Genomic DNA, 19,791 nt, shown 5'->3' with positions numbered 1-19,791 from the left:
GTCCGGGCGATCAGCCAGGCACCTCACGCACTTTTCGTACGATGCATTAAGAGAAGGACCCTCATCATGAGCAACCCCGCCGCGCTCCCGAAGATTGCCTGGATCGGACTCGGAATCATGGGCTCCCCCATGTCCGAGAACCTTCTGAAGGCCGGCTACTCGGTCACCGGCTTCACCCTCGAGCAGGACAAGCTGGACCGCCTGGCCGCCGCCGGCGGCACCGCCGCCGGCTCGATCGCCGAGGCCGTCGCGGACGCCGACGTGATCATCACGATGGTCCCCGCCTCCCCGCAGGTCGAGGCCATCAACTACGGCCCCGCCGGCATCCTGGAGAACGCCAAGTCCGGCGCGCTCATCATCGACATGTCGTCGATCACCCCCCAGACCTCCATCGACCTGGCGAAGAACGCCGCCGAGAAGGGCATCCGCGTCATCGACGCCCCGGTGTCCGGCGGCGAGGCCGGCGCCATCGAGGCCGTCCTGTCGATCATGGTGGGTGGCGAGCAGGCCGACTTCGACGCGGCCCTGCCGATCCTCGAGGCCCTCGGCAAGGTCATCGTCCTGTGCGGCCCGCACGGCTCCGGCCAGACGGTGAAGGCCGCCAACCAGCTCATCGTCGCGGTGAACATCCAGGCGTGCGCCGAGGCCGTCGTCTTCCTCGAGAAGTCCGGCGTGAACCTCGAGGCCGCCCTCGACGTCCTCAACGGCGGTCTGGCCGGCTCCACGGTGCTGACCCGCAAGAAGGACAACTTCCTGAACCGCGACTTCAAGCCCGGTTTCCGGATCGACCTGCACCACAAGGACATGGGCATCGTCACCGACGCCGCCCGCAACGTCGGTGCCGCCCTGCCCGTCGGCGCGGTCGTCGCCCAGCTCGTCGCCTCCCTGCGCGCCCAGGGTGACGGCGGCCTGGACCACTCCGCCCTGCTCCGCGCGGTCGAGCGCCTCTCCGGCGCCCAGGTCTGACCCACCCCGGCGGCCCGCTCCCCCGGGCCGCACTCCCCCGCACGGGGGCCCGAGTTTCCGGATGGTGCCGGTGCTGACACCTGTCCTGTCGCGCCCAAGCGCCGGCACCGTCCGGATTACCTCCCCATTCTTTCTTTCAACAAACTGTTGACGTCGCGTTCACGCCGAAATTAGGCTGTTCCGCATGACGGAAGACGCTTTCCGTCAGCAGTTACCCGTACGGAAGGTCACCATGTCGAAGCGCACGCTGACGACCGAGTCCGGCGCCCCGGTCGCCGACAACCAGAACTCCGCCACCGCCGGCGTCGGTGGCCCTCTCCTGATCCAGGACCAGCAGCTCCTCGAGAAGCTCGCCCGCTTCAACCGTGAGCGCATCCCGGAGCGTGTGGTGCACGCCCGCGGCTCGGCCGCGTACGGCTACTTCGAGGTGACCGACGACGTCACCGCCTACACCTCGGCCAAGTTCCTCTCCGAGGTCGGCAAGAAGACCGAGACCTTCCTGCGGTTCTCCACCGTGGCCGACTCCCTCGGTGGCGCGGACGCCGTCCGCGACCCGCGCGGCTTCGCGCTGAAGTTCTACACCGAGGACGGCAACTACGACCTCGTCGGCAACAACACCCCGGTGTTCTTCATCAAGGACCCGATCAAGTTCCCCGACTTCATCCACTCCCAGAAGCGCGACCCCTTCACGGGCAAGCAGGAGCCGGACAACGTCTGGGACTTCTGGGCGCACGCCCCCGAGGCGACGCACCAGATCACCTGGCTGATGGGTGACCGCGGCATCCCGGCGTCCTACCGCCACATGAACGGCTACGGCTCCCACACCTACCAGTGGACCAACGCCCAGGGCGAGGCCTTCTTCGTCAAGTACCACTTCAAGACGAACCAGGGCATCCGCTGCCTGTCGGCCGAGCAGGCCGCCGAGCTCGTCGGCAAGGACGCGAACTCGCACCAGACCGACCTGCTCCAGGCCATCGAGCGCGGCGTGAACCCGAGCTGGACCCTCTACGTCCAGATCATGCCGGCCGCCGAGGCCGCGGACTACCGCTTCAACCCGTTCGACCTCACCAAGGTGTGGCCGCACGCCGACTACCCGCTGCAGCGCGTGGGCCGCCTGGTCCTCGACCGCAACCCGGACAACGTCTTCGCCGAGGTCGAGCAGTCCGCCTTCTCCCCGAACAACTTCGTCCCGGGCATCACCGCCTCGCCGGACAAGATGCTCCAGGGCCGCCTGTTCGCGTACGCCGACGCCCAGCGCTACCGCCTCGGTGTGAACCACACCCAGCTGCCGGTCAACGCCCCGAAGGCGACGAAGGCCGACAACTACGGCCGCGACGGCGTCATGGCGCTGCGCAACGGCTCGCGCCACGACAAGAACTACGAGCCCAACTCGTACCAGGGCCCGGCCGAGACCGGCATCGCCCTGGGCGCCCCGAAGGCCGTCTCCGGCTACACGGGCACCCACGAGGCCCCGGCCCACACCAAGGACGACGACTTCTTCCAGGCCGGTGAGCTCTACCGCCTGATGTCGGAGGCCGAGAAGCAGCGTCTGGTGGCGAACATCGCCGGCGGCCTGTCGCAGGTCACCCTCGAAGACGTCATCGAGAAGAACCTGGCTCACTTCCACGCCGCGGACGCCGACTACGGCAAGCGCGTCGAGGAGGCCGTGCGCGCCCTGCGCGACGCCTGAGCCCCACAGATGTACCGGGGGCCTGACGGGAGGTCAGGCCCCGGGTGCTGAGCCCGCGCCGCGGACCCGGATGAGGGGTGGTACGTGGTGAGGGCAGGACGAGGACCGTGGCGAGCGTGCGAGCCAGTGCGGTGGTAATGGGTTCCGAGGCCCGTCTCTTGACCTGAGGGAGACGACGCCGGAGTTCTCGTCGCCCGCCCGCCACGGTCCCAGCCACTCCTCTATATAGGGGCCACGCACAGAGTCCCCTATATAGAGGAGAACAACTCCTCCCCCAGTCTCCGCCCGGCGGTGCGAACGTCCTGTCGCGCCAGCCTCGCTCCGTCGGGCGGTAACAACCAGAGCGCCGAGTCACGGACGGTCCCGTGACTCGGCGCTTTGCCGTTGCCGCTCTCGCGGCGCGGGCCGGCCATCGCCCCCTCGAGGGGCCGGGGGCGGGGCGGTGTTTGCCCACCCGCCTCCCCGGGTGCGGGTGGGTGGGCCGGGGGCGGTGTGCCGCTGGGCGGTGACCGGACACCGGGACGGGGGTGGGGGTGGTCGGGACCTGACTCAGCGGTCTCAGGGATGAGTTGGGGCTTTCCCGTCAGTCTCATCGTCCTTCCGCGTCGGGCCGCCCTGTCAAGGGCGCTCCTTCGTCGCGTCGCTTCGCGATCGCCTGCGGCGACCCTTGACAGGGCGTCCCGCCACGGAAAAACGAAGACTGCCGGGAAAGCCCCAAAAGGACGGCACGGTCCATCGATGGACATACGCGGGATCAGCGACCAGGCGAGGTGGTCGGGGGCCGCCTCGCCAAGCATCCGGGCCGACGAGCCGGTGAATCGGGGCCGCGATCCGCGACAGATCGCTACGCGCTCCTCCCGTCTCAGCGTCCGACGACCGCCTGGGGCCGCTGCCCGCGCCAAAGGCCGACAGAATCGTCATTCGGGGCCGGTGGGCGCATCAAATCGCTACGCGCTCCCCTCTTTTCGGCGTCCGGCGGCCGCCTGGGGTCGCTGCCTGCACGAAATGCCGATGAGAAGGCCATCAGGAGAACCCAGGCGCGACAAATCGCTACGCGCTCCTCAAATCTCGGCGGCCAACGGCCGTCTTGGGCCGGGATGCTCTGCGGACCGGCTTTTGGCGCCGTCACCAGCCACAGACGGCCGCCGGACGCCGGGATCTCGGCAGCACGTAGCGATCTGACGCGCCCCAGAGCCCGGATGCTGCTCTGTTCGTCATTTGGTGCAGGTATCAGCCCAAGGCGACCGCCGGACGCCGAGAAGAGGGGAGCGCGTAGCGATCTGGCGCGCCTGGCGGCTTCGGATGCCAATTCCGTCGGCTTTTGGTGCGGGCAGCGGCCCCAGACGGGTCGCGGACGCCGAAAAGAGGGGAGCGCGTAGCGATTTGATGCGCCCCCCGGCCCCGGATGACGATTCTGTCGGCCTTTGGCGCGGGCAGCGGCCCCAGGCGGTCGTCGGACGCTGAGACGGGAGGAGCGCGTAGCGATCTGGCGCGAATCGCGGCCCCGTTTGACTCTCCTGTCTGCCCGGATGCTTGGCGAGGCGGCCCCCGACCACCTCGCCTGGTCGCTGAGTCCGCCGCATGGCCCATGAACATCCGTCCCGTTCCTTTGGGGGTTTCCCGGCAGTCTTCGGCATTTCGCGGCGGGACGGCCTGTCAAGGGTCGCCGCAGGCGATCGCGAAGCGACGCGACGAAGGAGCGTCCTTGACAGGGCGGCCCGACGCGGAAGGACGATGAGACTGACGGGAAACCCCCAACCCCTCTCTGAGACCGCCGAGTGAAACCCCGACCACCCCCGCCCCCGTCCGGCTGTCCAGCCACCGCCCAGCGGAACACCGCCCCCCCGGCCCACCCACCCGCACCCGGGGAGGCGGGTGGGCAGCCACCGCCCCGCCCCCGGCCCCTCGAGGGGGAGATGGCCGGCCCGCACGACCCCGCACAACGCCGAAGCGGCCCCCGGCCCTCCCGGAGGAGGAGCGGGGGCCGCTGCGTGCGTGCGGGGGCGATCAGACCTGGAGGGGCTTGATCGCGGTCGGGGCGTGGCCCGGCTCGGTCGCGAGCTCTTCGAACTCGGTGACGTCGCTCATGTCGACCGTCTTGCTCATCGCGATGTTGGTGACGCGCTCCAGGATGGCCTCGACGACAACCGGGACCTGGAACTCCTGCGCCAGCTTCTTGGCCTCCTCGAAGGCCTCGCCCAGCTTGTCCGGGTCGGTGACGCGGATGGCCTTGACGCCCAGGCCCTCGGCGACCTTGACGTGGTCGACGCCGTAGACGCCGATCTCCGGGGTGTTGATGTTCTCGAACTCGAGGTTGACCTCGAAGTTGATGCCGAGGCCGCCCTGCGCCTGGCGGATCAGGCCCAGGTAGGCGTTGTTCACGAGGACGTGGACGTAGGGGACCTTGTGCTGGGCGGCGACCGCCAGCTCCTCGATCATGAACTGGAAGTCGTAGTCGCCGGAGAGGGCGACGACCGGGGTCTCGGGCTGCGCGGTGGCGGCGCCGATGGCGGCCGGGATGGTCCAGCCGAGCGGGCCGGCCTGGCCGCAGTTGACCCAGTGGCGCGGCTTGTAGACGTGCAGGAACTGCGCGGCCGCGATCTGGGAGAGGCCGATGGTGGTGACGTAGCGGGTCTCCGGGCCGAACGCCTTGTTCATCTCCTCGTAGACGCGCTGCGGCTTCAGGGGGATGTTGTCGAAGTGCGTGCGGCGCTGCAGGGTGGCCTTGCGCTCCTGCGCGGAGGCCGCCCAGGCGGAGAAGTCCGGCAGCTTGCCCTCGGCCTTGAGCTCCTTGGCGACCTCGATGAAGAGCTCGAGGGCGACCTTGGCGTCGGAGGCGATGCCGAAGTCCGGGGCGAAGATCTTGCCCAGCTGGGTGGGCTCGATGTCGACGTGGACGAACTTGCGGCCCTTGGTGTAGGCCTCCAGGTTGTAGCCGGTGTGACGGTTGGCCCAGCGGTTGCCGATGCCGATGACGGTGTCCGACTCCAGGAAGGTCGCGTTGCCGTAGCGGTGCGCGGTCTGCACGCCGACCATGCCGGCGGCCAGCTCGTGGTCGTCCGGGATGGTGCCCCAGCCCATCAGGGTGGAGATGACCGGGATGTTCGTCAGCTCGGCGAACTCGACCAGCAGGTCGGAGGCGTCGGCGTTGATGATGCCGCCACCGGCGACGATCAGCGGACGCTCGGCCTCGAGCAGGAAGCTCAGGGCCTTCTCGGCCTGGGCGCGGCTGGCCTGCGGCTTGTAGACCGGCAGCGGGGTGTAGGTCTCGGGGTCGAACTCGATCTCGGTCAGCTGGACGTCGATCGGCAGGTCGATGAGGACCGGGCCGGGACGGCCGGAGCGCATCAGGTGGAAGGCCTGCTGGAAGACGCCGGGGACCTGCGCGGCCTCCAGGACCGTGGTGGCGGCCTTGGTGACGGGCTTGGCGATCGAGGCGATGTCGACGGCCTGGAAGTCCTCCTTGTGGAGCTTCGAGACCGGGGCCTGGCCGGTGATGCACAGGATCGGGATGGAGTCCGCGATCGCGGAGTACAGGCCGGTGATCATGTCGGTGCCGGCCGGGCCCGAGGTACCGATGCAGACGCCGATGTTGCCCGCCTTGGCACGGGTGTAGCCCTCGGCCATGTGCGAGGCGCCCTCGACGTGACGGGCCAGCGTGTGCGCGATTCCGCCCACGTTCTTGAGCTCGCGGTAGAACGGGTTGATCGCGGCACCGGGCACGCCGAACGCCTGCTCGACACCCTCGAGCTTGAGGATCTCAACGGCGGCAGCGGCGGCTGTCATACGAGGCATCAGGTTCTCCTGCGGGTCTGGCGGTCAGACTTTTTCCGGCATCCGGAATTTATGTTCTGCTATACGAAACAAGCTAAGCGTCGGCTTCCCGCACGTCAAGGCGCCGGGGCACCTCGGAACCCACCAAAAGCCGCATCTCTTTCGGTGAGTTGCACAAATGCCCGGGCCCACGGGGTGAAACGGCGGGATTCGGCGGGCTCGCTCGCCCCGGCGGTAGCCGATGGTGGAGCATGGACCCACGCACAGCGACGGAGAGGGTCCAAGGCTCATGGCGGAAGCGGTACCGGTGCGCTGCCCGGCGTGCCAGCGCGAGAACGGTTACATCTCCCCGGTCTTCCCGTGCGCCTGCGGGAGTCCGGTCACCCCGCCGCTGGACCTGGCGGCGACGCCCGTGCCGCTGACCCACCGCACCTGGCAGGGCGGCTGGGTGGCGGTGCGGTGCGGGGCCTGCGGGCGGGAGAGCGAGTGGCCGCACCCAGAGGTCGGCTGCGGGTCGTGCGGGACGGTGGTGCTGGTGCCCGTACGGCCGCCCGAACCCGCGGAACCCGCGAGGCCCCCGGCGGGGGCGGCGGGCGCGGGGGCCGCGGCCGGGGCGGAGCCCGGCGCGCCGGACGCGGGCGGTGCGGGGAGCGGCGTACGGCCGGACGAGAGGCCACCCGGACGGGCGGCCGGGCCCGCCTCCCGCTCCCCCGGCCAGGGCGCGGCGGCCGCGCCCCGGGGTCCCGCCTCGCGGCCGCCGTTCCGGCCCGTGACCATCCGTACCGCCCGGGACGCGGTGGCGACGGCCGCGCTCTACCTGCGCTGGCTCGGGTTCCGGGACGTCCGCCAGCCCGACGGGGTGCCGATCCCCTCGGCGGCGGTGGACCTGCGGGCGCCCGGGGTGGTGGCCCAGGTGGACCCGACGACGGCTCCGGCCGGGCTGCGGGCGGTGGAGTGCGTGTGGCTGAACGGTCTGACGGCGTCGGCGACCAGCGTGTACTTCGCCCTGGCGGGCTATACGGAGGAGGCCCGCGGGCGCGCGGACGACCTGGGGATACCGCTGTTCGTCATGGACCTCACGGGCATGCCGCAGCCGGTCAACGACCCGGCGGACGCACTCGTCGGGCGGGGGGCCTAGGCTCGGAGGCTGTTCGCACGTGTTGTTCGATCATGTTGCCTGCCTGCCGCCGGCCTGCCTGCCCGCCGGCCTGCATCCATGCCGAGCCGAGGAGAGCCCGATGAGCCTGTACGACATCCCGCTGACCACCCTGGACGACGAGCCCACCAGCCTGGCGGCCCACCGCGGCAAGGCCGTCCTGCTGGTGAACACCGCCTCGCAGTGCGGGCTCACCCCCCAGTACTCCGGTCTGGCCCGCCTGCAGTTCAAGTACGAGGAGAAGGGGTTCACCGTCATCGGTGTGCCCTGCAACCAGTTCGGCGGCCAGGAGCCGGGCACCGCGGAGGACATCCAGACCTTCTGCGCGGCCGGCTTCGGGGTGACCTTCCCGATGCTGGAGAAGACCGAGGTGAACGGCGAGAACCGGCACCCGCTGTACCAGGAGCTGGTGAAGACCGCGGACGCCGACGGTGAGGCCGGGGACATCCAGTGGAACTTCGAGAAGTTCCTGATCTCCCCGGCCGGCGAGGTCGTGGCGCGCTTCCGCCCCCGCACCGAGCCGGAGGCCCCGGAGGTCATCGCCGCGATCGAGGCGCAGCTGCCGGCCTGACCCGTTTCCGTCCGGGTGCCCCGGACGGGGCGGGTGCCCGGACGGGACGGACGCCCGTTTCCGTCCGGGTGCCCGAGGGACCTCACCCCGCCAGATCGGCCTCGTCGTACTCCTGGGCGGAACCGGCGGCCGTGAGGTCCCGCAGCTCCACCCGGCGGATCTTCCCGGACACGGTTTTGGGGAGCTCGGCGAACTCGATGCGCCGGATCCGCTTGTACGGGGAGAGCACCGCCCGGGAGTGCTCGAACAGCAGCCGCGCGGTCTCCTCCCCGGCCTCCCAGCCGGCGGCGAGGGTGATGTACGCCTTCGGCACGGCGAGCCGCAGCGCGTCCGGGGCCGGGACGACGGCCGCCTCGGCGACCGCCTCGTGCTCGAGCAGGGCGCTCTCCAGCTCGAAGGGGCTGATCTTGTAGTCGGAGGCCTTGAAGACGTCGTCGGCCCGGCCCACGTAGGTGAGGTAGCCGTCGGCGTCGCGGGAGGCGATGTCCCCGGTGCGGTACAGCCCGTCCGCCATGGCCTCGGCGGTCCGCTCGGGGTCGTCGCGGTAGCCGGTCATCACCCCGGCGGGGCGGGTGCGCAGGTCCACGCACAGCTCCCCCTCGTCGGGGGACTCCTTGCCGGTGACGGGGTCCAGCAGGACGATCTCGTACCCGGGCGCGGGGCGGCCCATCGAGCCGGGCTTGACGGGGACGCCGGGGAAGTTGCCCACCTGGAGGGTGGTCTCGGTCTGGCCGAACCCGTCGCGGATGGTGATGCCCCAGGCCTCCTTGACCCGTTCGATGACCTCCGGGTTCAGGGGTTCACCGGCGGCGACGGCCTCGCGCGGGGGGCGCTGGAGGGCGGTCAGGTCGGACTGGATCAGCATCCGCCAGACGGTGGGCGGGGCGCAGAAGGTGGTGACCCCGGCGCGGTCCATCTCGGCCATCAGCCGCTGCGGGTCGAAGCGGGTGTAGTTGTGGACGAAGACGGTGGCGCCGGCGTTCCAGGGGGCGAAGAGGTTGGACCAGGCGTGCTTGGCCCAGCCGGGCGAGGCGATGTTGAGGTGTACGTCGCCGGGGCGCAGACCGAGCCAGTACATGGTGGAGAGGTGCCCGACGGGGTACGAGGCGTGGGTGTGCTCGACGAGCTTGGGGCGGGCTGTGGTGCCCGAGGTGAAATAGAGCATCAGCGGGTCGGAGGCGAGGGTAGTGCCGTCGGGGCGGAAGCCGCTGTCGGCCCCGTCCATGTCCGCGAGCCGCAGCCAGCCGGCCGGAACGCCGTCACCGGCGGCGATCCGCGTGTAGTCGCCCGGCACCTCGTCGAACTTCGGGGTGTCCGCCACGCGCGCGATCACGTGGCGCACACGGCCGCGCTCGATCCGGTCGCGCAGGTCGGCGGGGCCGAGGAGCGGGGTGGCGGGGATGACCACGGCGCGCAGCTTCATCGCGCCGAGCATCACCTCCCACAGCTCGCGCTGGTTGCCGAGCATGACCAGGATCCGGTCACCGGGCGCGACACCCTGCCCGCGCAGCCAGGTCGCGGCGGATCCGGACCGCAGCCGCATCTCGTCGAAGGTGACGGTTTCGGTGGTCCCGTCCTCCTCCACGATCCGCAGCGCGTCGGCCCCGTTGCCCTCGGCGAGGCGGTCGAACCAGTCGAACGCCCAGTTGAAGCGCTCGGGGCGGGGCCAGGTGAATCCAGCGCGGGCGGCCTCGTACTGCCCGCGGTGGGCGAGCAGGAAGTCCCGTGCGGCCAGGAAGCTGTCGGTGGCGCTGTTCTCCGTCATGGTCATGGGAGGCATCGTGCCGCGCCGGACGGGCCCTCCACCAGGGCGGCGTCAGCCTCGGATTGACCCGAACCGCACCGTCCCGGGCCCGTGGCCCATCCCGGCGAGCATCGCCTCCCCCTCGGCCGCGATCTGCTCCTTCACACCCCCGGCCACTTCCCGGAACAGCTCGACGGTGACGACCGCCTCCGTACGCGCCCACACGCCTGCGAGAAACCCGTCGACCAGCACGACGCACCGGCTCTGGTTCCCGCTCGCGTTCAGTCCCTTGAACTCGGGAGGGACGACGCGGGTCCGGTCGGCGTGGGAGAGCAGCAGGTTGTCGAACTCGGGCAGGAAGCGGGGCGGCGCCGGGGTGTCGGCGTCGGGGCGGGGCGCGTCGGGCAGGTCGAACAGCTCGGTCCCGTTCTCGTCACGGAAGGTGACCAGGCGCGGCCGCAGCCGCTCGAAGGCCTCGCGGAGCCGGGTGATCCCGGCCCAGGTCTGCATGTCCTTCACGGAGGCGGGCCCGAAGGCCCCGAGGTACCGCAGCACGACCTCCCCGATGCCGGACCCTTCCCCGGCGCCGCTCGCGCCGCCCGCCCACGCCTCGAGGGTCGTCAACCGCACCTGCCCGCTACGGCCCCACACCCCGCGCGGGGTGACCTGCACGAGCGGCAGCAGGCACCGGGCGGCCACGGACAGCGACTGCGGATCGGCCCCGGGCCACGCGCGCAGCAGCTCCTCGCGGATCTCGGCCATGGTCCGCGGCTCCTCCTCGACGAACCCCCGGGCCCGCTCGGCGAGCACCTTCAGGTCGACTCCGGCCAGCCCCTTCCGGAAGTACTGCACCTCCCGGTCCCGGGCTCCCTGCACCAGGGGTCTCAGGGTCCGGGCGTCATCCACGGTATGGGTGTGAATGGTGGACCGCATGGTCACCATCCGCACCACCTCCCGCTCCTCCATCAGCCGCCCCAGCTCCTCGGGCCGGAACCCGGCGAGGCGGGCGTGCAACTGGAAGTAGGGCGGCTTGACGTTCTGCGCCTGCAGCCCGACCAGGTGCGCGACGGCATCACGCGCCGGCATCTCGGCGCGGCTCAGCAGCAGCTGGCGGGCGAGCGTGGCACGGTTCAGAGCGCGGGTGCCGAGTACGGAACTCGTAACGGAGGCCATACCCGCAACCTAACCCCCCTTGCGGACACCCCCTGTCCGCAACGTCCGTCCGTCCCACCCCTCCCGGAGCTGTGATGCCGGAGCGCCCAGACCACCGCCCCAACCCAGCGAAGCGCACGCCCTGGCTCCGCCCGCCCGGCCACACCCCCGCATCCCCGTCACCGCCCCCGGCCCCCCTCCCCCCGGACCACCGCAGCGTGATCGACTCGGCCGTCTACCGCGAGGGCCGCCGCGTCGCCTCCCCCACCACCCTCGCCGAGACCTTCCGCCGGCTCCGCGAAGAACCCGACGGCATGGCCTGGATCGGCCTGCACCGCCCGACGGAACCCGAACTCCACTCCCTGGCCGCCGAGTTCAACCTCCACCCGCTCTCGATCGAAGACGCCCTGGAGGCCCACCAGCGCCCCAAGCTGGAACGCTACGGCGACACCCTCTTCGTGGTCCTGCGCGCGGCCCGCTACCTGGACGCCCAGGAGGAGGTCGACTTCGGCGAACTCCACGTCTTCGTCGGACCCGACTTCCTGATCACGGTCCGCCACGGCGCCGCCCCCGACCTCTCCACGGTCCGCCGGCGCATGGAGGAATCCCCGGAACTCCTCTCCCTGGGCCCGGAAGCCGCCCTGTACGCCATCCTCGACGCGGTGGTGGACGGCTACGCCCCGGTCGTGGCGGGCGTCCAGAACGACATGGACGAGATCGAGACGGAGGTCTTCCGCGGCGACCCCGAAGTCTCCCGCCGCATCTACGAACTCTCCCGGGAAATGGTCGAGTTCCAACGCGCCACCCGCCCCCTGGTCGGCATGCTCCACGCCCTGATGGCGGGCTTCGCCAAGTACGGCACGGACGAGGAACTCCAGCGCTACCTCCGCGACGTCGCGGACCACGTCACCCACACCAGCGAACGCGTGGACGGCTTCCGCCAGGCCCTGACGGAAATCCTCACGGTCAACGCCACCCGGGTCTCCCAACAACAGAACGCCGAAATGCGCGCCTTGGCGGAAGCGGGCTTCGAACAGAACGAGGAGATCAAGAAGATCTCCTCCTGGGCCGCCATCCTCTTTGCACCCACGTTGGTGGGAACCATCTACGGCATGAACTTCGAGACCATGCCCGAACTGCACTGGGCGGCGGGCTACCCCTTCGCGATCCTGCTGATGGCAGCGGTGTGCGTGAGCCTGTACGTCATCTTCAAGAAGCGGGACTGGCTGTAGCGACCCACCACACGAGCTTGACCGACTTAGCGCAAGCGAACCGTGGACCGTTCCCTGGAGACCCCGTGGGGAGTATCTGGGGAGAACGCGCGGCAAGGGGTCGACCAGACGCAGTTCCGCCGCCTACCAGGGGGGCGGCGCCCGGAGCAGTCGTCACCGACCGCGCTCCACGGGAACTCGCCATTTGGTACGCCCTGCTTTTCCGCAGCGTGACGCACGACCGAGAAGCCTCGACGCAGGCCAGCGGGCCGTCCAATCTGCTAGGCGTTCCAACAGAAATGGCCGACTCGCACCCTTGCCATCCGTACGATCATGACGGCTCATCAGGTTCTGTCAGTGGCCGCCGCTACAACCGAACTGGAGGTCCGCACGGCGCGGACCGATGGGGAGGGAATGAGCATGCCGAAGGTTCCGCACGGCAAGGTGTACGTACGGCCGCACTTCCGGAGCAGGCCGGGCCCGAAGTCCGCCAAGGGCCTGAGTGTGTGGGCCATCGCCGGCCTGTGTGCGGTGGTCTGGCTCTGGGGCCAGGTCTTCGGGTTCAGCGACAGCTCCGCCGAACAGCAGCCCACGCCGAAGCCCGCGATCTCCGCTCCAGCGAGTGGGCAGTGACGGTCCGACGGCGGCGAAGCACCTGGTGGCGACCGCGCAGCACCGCAGACATCCTGGGAGCGGCAGCCGTCGCCCTCGCGCTCTCGGTCGCCCTGGCACAGGCCGCATCGCGCCTCCTGACGAGGGCCGCCGCAGCCTGGCCGGTGCTCGTCCTGATCGGTCTCGCCCTCGCTGTCGGCTTGGCCTGCCTCCGAGTACGGGGCTCCCGTCGGCATCGCGCGGACAGCGAGAGGCTGGCCCGTCTACGCATCACCTTGTCCGAGTTGGACGCGATGGACGACCAGCAGTTCGAGTACGCGCTGCGCGACCTCCTCGTCCGCGACGGCTGGACGGCCAGGAGAGTGGGCGGCGGCGGGGACCAGGCCGCAGACGTGATCGGCGACTTGATCCCCCTCGGACGGATCGTGGTGCAGGCGAAGTACACCCGCGTCGGAGGCAAGGTCGGCTCGTCGGTGATGTACCAGGTGAACGGAACGGCGGGTCCCGCACACAAGGCGGACCACGCGGTCGTCGTCACCAACGGCGCGTTCACCCGCGATGCCATGGCCTGGGGCAACCGTCACGGCGTGCACTGGGTGGACCGCGAACGGCTGGACCAATGGGCCCACAAGGGCAAGGCTCTGCACGAACTGCTCGGACTGCCCTCGCGGCGGACCCGCCTGCTGTGGCGTCGAGCCGCATGAGACTCGCGGGTGACCCGCCAACGAGAACGGGTGGCACAGCATGTGCTGCGCCACCCGTTCTCAGGCAAGGGCAAGGTCGTCTGGGACGTACTGAGGGGCCACTCCGAGCAGCGCATCGACTGCCGCGCGCCCCTTGCCTCCGGCCTCGGGCATGAAGTGGGCGTAGTGGTCGAGGGTGATGGTCGGACTAGAGTGACCGAGCCATCGGGCAAGGGTGACGACGGACTCACCCGCCTCGAGGATCACGGAGGCGTAGGTGTGCCGGAGTACGTGGAAGCCGTCTTTGCGGGACGCCTTCCAGCGCTGGCCCTTCTCCCGCACGGGAATCACGCCGGCCTTCGCAAGGGCGGGCTTCCACACCTCGTCGTTGAAGATGTTGGCGCGGATCGCGTTGCCGTAGGTCGTGGCAAGGACCAGCGGGAAGGAGCGCTGCTCCCGATCGGCTTCGGGGCCGCCCCAGGGCAGCTCGACCTCAACAGCCGGATGCTGCAGGAAGTGCGCGCGCAGCTCGCTGGCCACCGAAGGCGGCATGTCGACGACGCGAGTCTTCCCGCCCTTGGGAAGGGTGAAGTACAGGCGCCCGTATAGGAGCTGGACCTGTCGACGGACGCGGATGAGGCCGCGCTCGAAGTCGACGTCCGCCGGCGACAGCCCGAAGACCTCCCCCTGGCGCAGCCCACACCCGAGGGCGACGACGACAGCGATCCGGTACCGCTGGTTGATGACCTCCCGTACCTGCTGCGCGGTCTCCAGCAGCCACGCCTCCCGCTGGTCCTCGGGAGCCTTCGGCCAGCGCACCGACTTGGCGCGCATCGGATTGCGGACCAGACGCTTGTCGTCGATCGCCGTCTCGAAGACGTTCGAGAGCGTGGTGAGGATCTGCCGGGCGTAGCGCGGTGCGCACTCGCCTTCGAGCGTGGCGATGTAGCCGCGCAGGACGGACGCGGAGACGTCCCGCAGCGCCACCTCGCCGATGTGCGGAAGGACGTGGAGGCGCACGCGCTCGTCCACCCGCTTGACCGTGCCCGGTGCGCCCCGTACGCCCGCCTGCCAGTGGCGCGTGACGTAGTCGGCGAGGGTGATGGAGCCGTCGCGCGGGTCGACGAACTCGCCCCGCTCGCTGTCGGTGCCCGCCCGCCGGAGCCACGCCTTGGCGTCCTCCAGGGTCAGCGTCCGGATCTAGGACCTAGGAACAGGGAACTAGGAACTACCCCGTTGGGGGGCGCGAGCGCCCCTGCGCCCCAGACCGTCTCGGCGAAGGACCTCGTCACCGAGTACGCCGCGGCCTGCGAACACCGTCCGCCCGCGAGCGTGCTCGGTCAACTCGGACGGGAAGCCGCGCAGCTCCTCGCCGAGGGCATCGACCCCGCCCACGTACGAGCCGGTCTGGACCGCCACCGGGCCAAGGGCCCTTCACCCGAAGACCCTGGCCAGTGTCGTGCACGAGGTCATGAACGCGGGGGCGCCCACGACCGCCGTCCCCCACCGTCCCTGGACCAACCCCACCGACGTCGCCGCTGCGTACGGGGGTGCGCTCTGACCGCCACCACCCTGCCCCAGCCCTCCGGTCAGGCCGTCCGGGCCGTGGCGGGCATCCTGGCCCGCCGGGGCATGGACCCCGTCATCGGCTCGGAGGAACCGGAGCCCACGCCCGAGCCTGTCAGCGCACTGGAACTGGCGGACGCCCGGATCCCCCCGCGATACCGGCATGCCCTCGCCGATCACCCCCAAGTCACCGCCTGGGTGGACGAGATCGTGTGTGCCGGGCGCCCCGGCCCGAGCGGTACGCGGGGCATAGCAGAGGGCCCGTCGCTCCTAATCGCTGGTCCCACGGGCACCGGCAAGACCCACCAGGCCTACGGGGCCGTCCGCGCACTGCTCGCTGCCGGCGTCCGCCTGCGCTGGGAGGCGGTCACAGCCGCCGACCTGTACGCCCGCCTGAGGCCCCGCCCCGGCCTCGACGCGGAACGTGAGCTGCGCACCTTGGCCCGCTGCCCGCTGCTGCTCCTGGACGACCTCGGCGCCGCCAAGGGCAGCGAGTGGACGGAGGAGCTGACCTACCGGCTGATCAACCACCGGTACGAGTACCTGCGCCCCACCCTGCTCACGACCAACCTCCCCATCCCCGAGCTCCGCACCGCCCTCGGCGACCGTGTCGCTTCCCGCCTCTCCGAGATGACCCGCCGGGTCGTCCTCGACGGCGCCGACCGCCGCCGCACCTCTCCTGCCGCATGAACGCGCCAACCCCTTGGAGCACCACCCGCTTGACCACCACCTCCCACCGCACGCAGACGGCTGAGCGGTACGCCCTGGCCATCGCAGGCTGCGTCATCGTCGCGCTCACCGCAGCAGGATTCTGGCTCTCCTACGCCCATCTCGCCGAAGTCGCGGGGCAACACGGTCTCAGCGCTTCCCCAGCCCGCCAGTGGGCGTGGCCCGCCACGCTCGATGCCTTCATCGTCGCCGGGGAAGTCCTCATGCTCCGGGCCAGCCTCCGCCGGGAAACCGACGGGTGGGCGATCGCCCTCACCGCTGCCGGATCACTGGGCTCCATCGCCCTCAACGTCGCCGGCGTCAGCAGCACCAACGGCGTCCCGGCCCCGGCCCTCGACTACGTCGTCGCCGCCGTGCCTCCAGCAGCCGCGCTCTTCGCCTTCGGCGTCCTCATGCGGCAGATCCACCGCCATGTCGCCGCCGACGATTCCCGCCACAGTCGCCGTCCGGCAGGGGGATCGTCAGCGAGTGGCCGCCCCGCTCCGGCTGACGCCCTACAGGACGCATCAGGCGATGTGGCGGAAGAGACCGATCAAGTGGCGGAAGCCCACGTCCCGCCGAAGAAGCGCACCGGTCGCAAGCCCGCCGCCACCGACGACGAGCTCCGCGCCATCGCCCGCACTGCCCCGCTCGGACGCGATGGACGCGCGTCAAGCCGCCACATCGAGACGGCTGTCCGCGCCCGCGGCCTCTCCATCGGCAGGGACCGCCGGGACAAGATCACCCGGCAGGTCCAGGCCGAACTCGACAGCGGCAGAGCGGACGCCGCGTGAGCCCCGTCCGAAGTCCTGCTGCTCACCCGCGCATCCGTCGCGGGTCGAGCTGACGTTCGTACGCCCCATCCCCACAGCACCGAAGCCGTTCCAGCCCGACCAACAGGAGACACGCTCTTGCACGACGCCCCCACAACCACGAGTCCCCACGACCACCAACAGGCGGCCCCTACCCAAGCCCGAGACGGAGCAAGTTATCCCTTTGGACACTCCACCATCGGCGGAGTGTCCGAAGGACTCACCGCCCCAGGGGGACGGAGCCTCGTCCGGCGCCGGGGGACGCCTGACGAGGAGGCCGCGACCGCGGGACGGACGCAGCCGGGGGAAGAGCAACAGTCTCCGTGCGAAGCCACGTACGCCTTCGCTACCCCTCCAGAGCCCCGTATACGACGCCGTACCCACAAGCACGGCCAGCGCTCCAAAGTGTGCAGCGTCCGTGTGAACGACGACGAGCACGCGCTCGTCGCGTCCGCCGCGAAGGCCGTCGGCGTCACCGTCGCCGGCTTCTTCGCCAAAGCCGCCCTCAGGGCGGCCCTCGACCCGCACACCAGCGCCGCGGCCATCGCCGGGCGTCGTGAGACCGTCACCGAGCTGTTCGCTGCCCGCAGGCACCTCGGTCAGATCGGCAACAACCTGAACCAGCTGACCCGCGCCGTCAACTCCGGCGGCCAACCAACTGACACTGAACTCGATGCCGTGCTCGTTGCGGTCCGCCGAGCATCCGCCCGCGTCCAGGACGCCACCGACCGACTTCTCGAAGACGGCTAGGGTCTGCCCCACCATGGTCCCCGAGATCCACGCTCTGGCGTGCTAACCCCAATGCGCGCGGTCGGTCCGCGTCAGTGCCCCAGGACGACGTCGAGGTGTTCTTGCACCGGCTCGAACAGGCGGTACGGAACGTACTCGGAGATGTCGGCGCGGGCCACCCAGGCAAGTTCAGCCAGCTCGTCGGTGTCCACGACTCGCGCGCGGCCCCCCGCTACCTCGCAGGCGGTGTACGACATCAAGCGGCCGGTGTCAGGGTGAACCCGTTCGCCCAGCAGCTTCAGCGCCTTCACGGCGAGGCCGGTCTCCTCCAGCGTCTCGCGTACGGCGGCCTCCTCCCGGGCTTCGCCCGGCTCGACGGCACCGGCGGGGAACTGCTGGGAGAGCCGCCCCTCGCTGATCCGGCGCCGAACCATGAGAACGCGGCCCTCGTGCACCACGACGGCCGCTGCGATGGCCGGTCGCCCCTCAGCGTTCTGCTGCTCCACGTTGCTCCTCCAGGTCGGGTGGGCCGGCTGCCCCGAGGGGCGATGCCAGCACGTTCACTGCGGCTCGCCCCCGGCACGGAGGAGCGGCGCGAGCAGATCGACCGCTTCCTCCCAAGGGAAGCGGTCGGCCCCACCACCGGACTTCGGACGGTGAGGCTCGTAGCTGCCGATCAGAACGCCCATCTTCCGGAGCTCGTCGATGCTGCGCTGGTAGGCCCGGTGGGCGGCGAGCGCGGTGTTCACGTAGGGCAGCAGGACCGTGGGGATACCCATGCCGGGGGCTTCGCAGAGGATGCCGAGGGCCAGGTTGTCGGCGAAGCCTGCGGCCCACTTGTTGACCGTGTTGAACGTGGCCGGCGCGACCGCGATGGCATCGGCCCGCGGATACGTCCGTGCCTCGCCGGGCGAACGCCAGGCGGACCGGACCGGGTACCCGGTCTGCTCCTCAATCGCCCGGACGTCGAGGAACTCCAGACCCTGCGGGGTGGCGATGACCCCGACCTCCCAGCCTCGTTCCTGCGCCGCAGTGATGAGTCTGCCGACGTCGCCAGCGATACCGGCGGCGCACACGATGACGTACAGGAAGGGCTTGGGCTGCGGCTCGGTCACGCGGGTACTCCCAGTCGACGGCTGAATTGGTGGAGCTCCGGCAGCGTACGTCGGCGGTCCCGCGCGGCCATGTCGGCGACCAGCTCGCGGACGGCGGGACGGCGTACGTCCTGGGCGGCGCAGGTCTCGGCGATCCGCAGGGCCTGGTAGCCGTCGACCAGGCGGCCCTGCTGGGCGTAGGCGCGGGCGGCCTCGATCCAGAGTGCGGCACGGCGCTCGGGAACCGGGATGTGGCGGTGCATGAGCGGGCGGGCCGCGTCGAGGGCGATGCCCGCGTCGCCGAAGGAGACCGCCGCGCTGATCCGGTGCAGGGTGACGTTCGTCGGGCTGAAGATGGCCCAGGCGTCCGGCCGGTCCAGGGCGACGTACCGGGCCACCTCCTCCGCTTCGGCGAGGAACTCCCCAGTGGCGGCGCGGTCATCCGCACGGGACGCGGCCGTGGCTCCGCGCAACAGGAGCAGCCCGAGGACGGCGAGGTGGTGCGGGGAGCGGCGGTCGTACGAGCCGGTGAGCTGGGAAGCGGTGTGCCGGATCAGTGTGACGGCCTGACCGGCGTGCTTCTCGCGGACGAGGACGTGGGCGTGGAGCCGGACACTGGCGGCGAGGACGAGGGGGTCGCCGAAGCGTTCGGCCTCCGCCATGGCGCGGCCGACGGCCAGCCAGGCCGTTCCTGCATCCCCCTGCTTGAGGAAGAGACTGGCCGAGGTCTGGTAGGCCGTGGCGAGGAAGCGGGACACCTCCTCGGGCCTCGACGAGCTGCCGAGAGCATGGCGAAGGTCCGTGATCAGCCCGGGAAGCGTGCGCTCCAGCTCCGCGTAGTCGCACGTGGTCAGCAGCCTGCGGATGGCGGTGGCACGTAGGTGAAGCTGGTCCGTGGAGACGGGCTCTGTCGTCGGGGCTGCGAGCACGCCGGGCAGGAGGGCCTGGACCAGCGCCGGGTGCGCGGCGGGCACGGGGGCGGCCAGCGCGGTGACACCGGCGGCGAGGAAGGTACGGCGGCGCATGTCGTCTGTCTCCGGATCGGGGGACTCGGCTTCCCGGGCGGCCTCAGCGAGCCCGAGGTGGGCCGGCGGGATCCGCAGCACCTGGGCGACTTCGCGGAGGACCCGGATGTCGTCGGTTCCGCGGCCGCCTTCCAGGCGGCTGATCTTCGACTGGTGGTAACCCAGTTCGGCGGCCACGTCCGCTTGTGAGCGGCTCTGTAAGACCCTTGCCCGGCGGATCAGCGCACCGATGCGGTGTGCCTCGCCCAGTGTGTCGGCCATCTGCGCCACGGCCCCTTCTGCCGAGACCGATCCTGCC

At 70.7% G+C, this 19,791-nt stretch carries 17 protein-coding genes and 1 pseudogene; 11 read left to right on the top strand and 7 right to left on the bottom strand.

Annotated features, from left to right (window positions below; genetic code table 11):
• Window positions 1-66 precede the first annotated feature (66 nt).
• Together BX286_RS28815 and BX286_RS28810 are read left to right on the top strand one after the other, a co-directional pair.
• On the top strand, window positions 67-966 hold the full coding sequence (locus BX286_RS28815; RefSeq protein WP_079430420.1) for a 2-hydroxy-3-oxopropionate reductase: 900 nt from the start codon (window positions 67-69) through the stop codon (window positions 964-966).
• A gap of 232 nt (window positions 967-1,198) precedes the next feature.
• Window positions 1,199-2,656 (top strand): catalase, encoded by a 1,458-nt coding sequence (locus tag BX286_RS28810; RefSeq protein ID WP_079430419.1) that lies wholly within the window; start codon window positions 1,199-1,201, stop codon window positions 2,654-2,656.
• 2,007 nt (window positions 2,657-4,663) lie between these two features.
• Here the strand turns inward: BX286_RS28810 and gcl are convergent.
• Window positions 4,664-6,451: a glyoxylate carboligase gene (gene gcl / locus BX286_RS28805; protein ID WP_079430418.1), complete on the bottom strand. Its 1,788-nt coding sequence runs from the start codon at window positions 6,449-6,451 to the stop codon at window positions 4,664-4,666.
• A 268-nt stretch (window positions 6,452-6,719) separates the two neighbouring features.
• Between gcl and BX286_RS28800 the strand changes: the two genes are divergently transcribed.
• Together BX286_RS28800 and BX286_RS28795 are read left to right on the top strand one after the other, a co-directional pair.
• Window positions 6,720-7,568 carry a hypothetical protein gene (locus BX286_RS28800; RefSeq protein WP_100862559.1) on the top strand — a complete coding sequence of 283 codons (849 nt, stop codon included), beginning with the start codon at window positions 6,720-6,722 and terminating at the stop codon, window positions 7,566-7,568.
• 100 nt (window positions 7,569-7,668) lie between these two features.
• Entirely contained in the window at window positions 7,669-8,157 is a 489-nt protein-coding gene (locus tag BX286_RS28795) for a glutathione peroxidase (protein ID WP_079430416.1), read from the top strand.
• Between the two features lie 82 nt (window positions 8,158-8,239).
• On the opposite strand, the gene BX286_RS28790 is transcribed toward BX286_RS28795, so the two are convergent.
• Together BX286_RS28790 and BX286_RS28785 are read right to left on the bottom strand one after the other, a co-directional pair.
• Window positions 8,240-9,922, bottom strand: a complete 1,683-nt coding sequence (locus tag BX286_RS28790) for an AMP-binding protein (protein WP_121017755.1) — start codon at window positions 9,920-9,922, stop codon at window positions 8,240-8,242.
• Between the two features lie 51 nt (window positions 9,923-9,973).
• The gene (locus BX286_RS28785) at window positions 9,974-11,074 is read right to left on the bottom strand and encodes a winged helix DNA-binding domain-containing protein (RefSeq protein WP_121016723.1); all 1,101 of its coding nucleotides are present in this window, start codon (window positions 11,072-11,074) and stop codon (window positions 9,974-9,976) included.
• A 74-nt stretch (window positions 11,075-11,148) separates the two neighbouring features.
• Between BX286_RS28785 and BX286_RS28780 the strand changes: the two genes are divergently transcribed.
• The 3 genes from BX286_RS28780 to BX286_RS28770 all read left to right on the top strand — a co-directional run bounded on the left by BX286_RS28780 (window position 11,149) and on the right by BX286_RS28770 (window position 13,580).
• Complete coding sequence (locus BX286_RS28780) at window positions 11,149-12,285, top strand: magnesium and cobalt transport protein CorA (RefSeq protein WP_121016722.1); 1,137 nt, start codon at window positions 11,149-11,151, stop codon at window positions 12,283-12,285.
• Between the two features lie 399 nt (window positions 12,286-12,684).
• Window positions 12,685-12,897 carry a hypothetical protein gene (locus BX286_RS28775; RefSeq protein ID WP_121016720.1) on the top strand — a complete coding sequence of 71 codons (213 nt, stop codon included), beginning with the start codon at window positions 12,685-12,687 and terminating at the stop codon, window positions 12,895-12,897.
• Between the two features lie 50 nt (window positions 12,898-12,947).
• Window positions 12,948-13,580: a restriction endonuclease gene (locus BX286_RS28770; RefSeq protein ID WP_121017754.1), complete on the top strand. Its 633-nt coding sequence runs from the start codon at window positions 12,948-12,950 to the stop codon at window positions 13,578-13,580.
• A 60-nt stretch (window positions 13,581-13,640) separates the two neighbouring features.
• Here BX286_RS28770 and BX286_RS28765 read toward each other — a convergent pair whose 3' ends face one another.
• Window positions 13,641-14,591 carry a site-specific integrase gene (locus BX286_RS28765; RefSeq protein WP_261993538.1) on the bottom strand — a complete coding sequence of 317 codons (951 nt, stop codon included), beginning with the start codon at window positions 14,589-14,591 and terminating at the stop codon, window positions 13,641-13,643.
• A gap of 162 nt (window positions 14,592-14,753) precedes the next feature.
• Here BX286_RS28765 and BX286_RS37590 point away from each other — a divergent pair.
• From BX286_RS37590 to BX286_RS38100, 4 genes and pseudogenes are all read left to right on the top strand, one after another.
• A pseudogene (locus BX286_RS37590) lies at window positions 14,754-15,120 on the top strand (hypothetical protein); the annotation flags it as partial.
• A gap of 71 nt (window positions 15,121-15,191) precedes the next feature.
• Window positions 15,192-15,815, top strand: coding sequence for an ATP-binding protein (locus BX286_RS28755; RefSeq protein ID WP_121017753.1), 624 nt, complete (start codon window positions 15,192-15,194; stop codon window positions 15,813-15,815).
• A gap of 29 nt (window positions 15,816-15,844) precedes the next feature.
• A complete protein-coding gene (locus BX286_RS28750) occupies window positions 15,845-16,627 on the top strand; it encodes a DUF2637 domain-containing protein (protein WP_261993537.1) in 783 nt (260 codons plus the stop codon).
• A 225-nt stretch (window positions 16,628-16,852) separates the two neighbouring features.
• On the top strand, window positions 16,853-17,395 hold the full coding sequence (locus BX286_RS38100) for a plasmid mobilization protein (RefSeq protein WP_398898825.1): 543 nt from the start codon (window positions 16,853-16,855) through the stop codon (window positions 17,393-17,395).
• A gap of 71 nt (window positions 17,396-17,466) precedes the next feature.
• On the opposite strand, the gene BX286_RS28740 is transcribed toward BX286_RS38100, so the two are convergent.
• The 3 genes from BX286_RS28740 to BX286_RS28730 are packed head-to-tail and all read right to left on the bottom strand — an operon-like array spanning window position 17,467 to window position 19,754.
• A complete protein-coding gene (locus BX286_RS28740) occupies window positions 17,467-17,880 on the bottom strand; it encodes an NUDIX hydrolase (protein ID WP_121016716.1) in 414 nt (137 codons plus the stop codon).
• 54 nt (window positions 17,881-17,934) lie between these two features.
• Window positions 17,935-18,489 (bottom strand): flavoprotein, encoded by a 555-nt coding sequence (locus BX286_RS28735; RefSeq protein WP_121016714.1) that lies wholly within the window; start codon window positions 18,487-18,489, stop codon window positions 17,935-17,937.
• Entirely contained in the window at window positions 18,486-19,754 is a 1,269-nt protein-coding gene (locus BX286_RS28730) for a helix-turn-helix domain-containing protein (protein ID WP_121017751.1), read from the bottom strand. The genes BX286_RS28735 and BX286_RS28730 overlap by 4 nt, the downstream gene beginning before the upstream one ends.
• Window positions 19,755-19,791 lie beyond the last annotated feature (37 nt).

The sequence above is a fragment of the Streptomyces sp. 3211.6 genome, assembly GCF_003634815.1.
GTDB lineage: Bacteria > Actinomycetota > Actinomycetes > Streptomycetales > Streptomycetaceae > Streptomyces > Streptomyces katrae_A.
The sequence above is the reverse complement of the archived record's forward strand: the minus strand, read 5'-3'. Positions and strand labels throughout refer to the sequence as shown.

Coding starts and splice junctions, on each gene's coding strand:
- BX286_RS28815 (WP_079430420.1), top strand. CDS start 67: ATGAGCAACCCCGCCGCGCTCCCGAAGATTGCCTGGATCGGACTCGGA.
- BX286_RS28810 (WP_079430419.1), top strand. CDS start 1,199: ATGTCGAAGCGCACGCTGACGACCGAGTCCGGCGCCCCGGTCGCCGAC.
- gcl (WP_079430418.1), bottom strand. CDS start 6,451: ATGCCTCGTATGACAGCCGCCGCTGCCGCCGTTGAGATCCTCAAGCTC.
- BX286_RS28800 (WP_100862559.1), top strand. CDS start 6,720: ATGGCGGAAGCGGTACCGGTGCGCTGCCCGGCGTGCCAGCGCGAGAAC.
- BX286_RS28795 (WP_079430416.1), top strand. CDS start 7,669: ATGAGCCTGTACGACATCCCGCTGACCACCCTGGACGACGAGCCCACC.
- BX286_RS28790 (WP_121017755.1), bottom strand. CDS start 9,922: ATGACGGAGAACAGCGCCACCGACAGCTTCCTGGCCGCACGGGACTTC.
- BX286_RS28785 (WP_121016723.1), bottom strand. CDS start 11,074: ATGGCCTCCGTTACGAGTTCCGTACTCGGCACCCGCGCTCTGAACCGT.
- BX286_RS28780 (WP_121016722.1), top strand. CDS start 11,149: ATGCCGGAGCGCCCAGACCACCGCCCCAACCCAGCGAAGCGCACGCCC.
- BX286_RS28775 (WP_121016720.1), top strand. CDS start 12,685: ATGCCGAAGGTTCCGCACGGCAAGGTGTACGTACGGCCGCACTTCCGG.
- BX286_RS28755 (WP_121017753.1), top strand. CDS start 15,192: ATGGACCCCGTCATCGGCTCGGAGGAACCGGAGCCCACGCCCGAGCCT.
- BX286_RS28730 (WP_121017751.1), bottom strand. CDS start 19,754: ATGGCCGACACACTGGGCGAGGCACACCGCATCGGTGCGCTGATCCGC.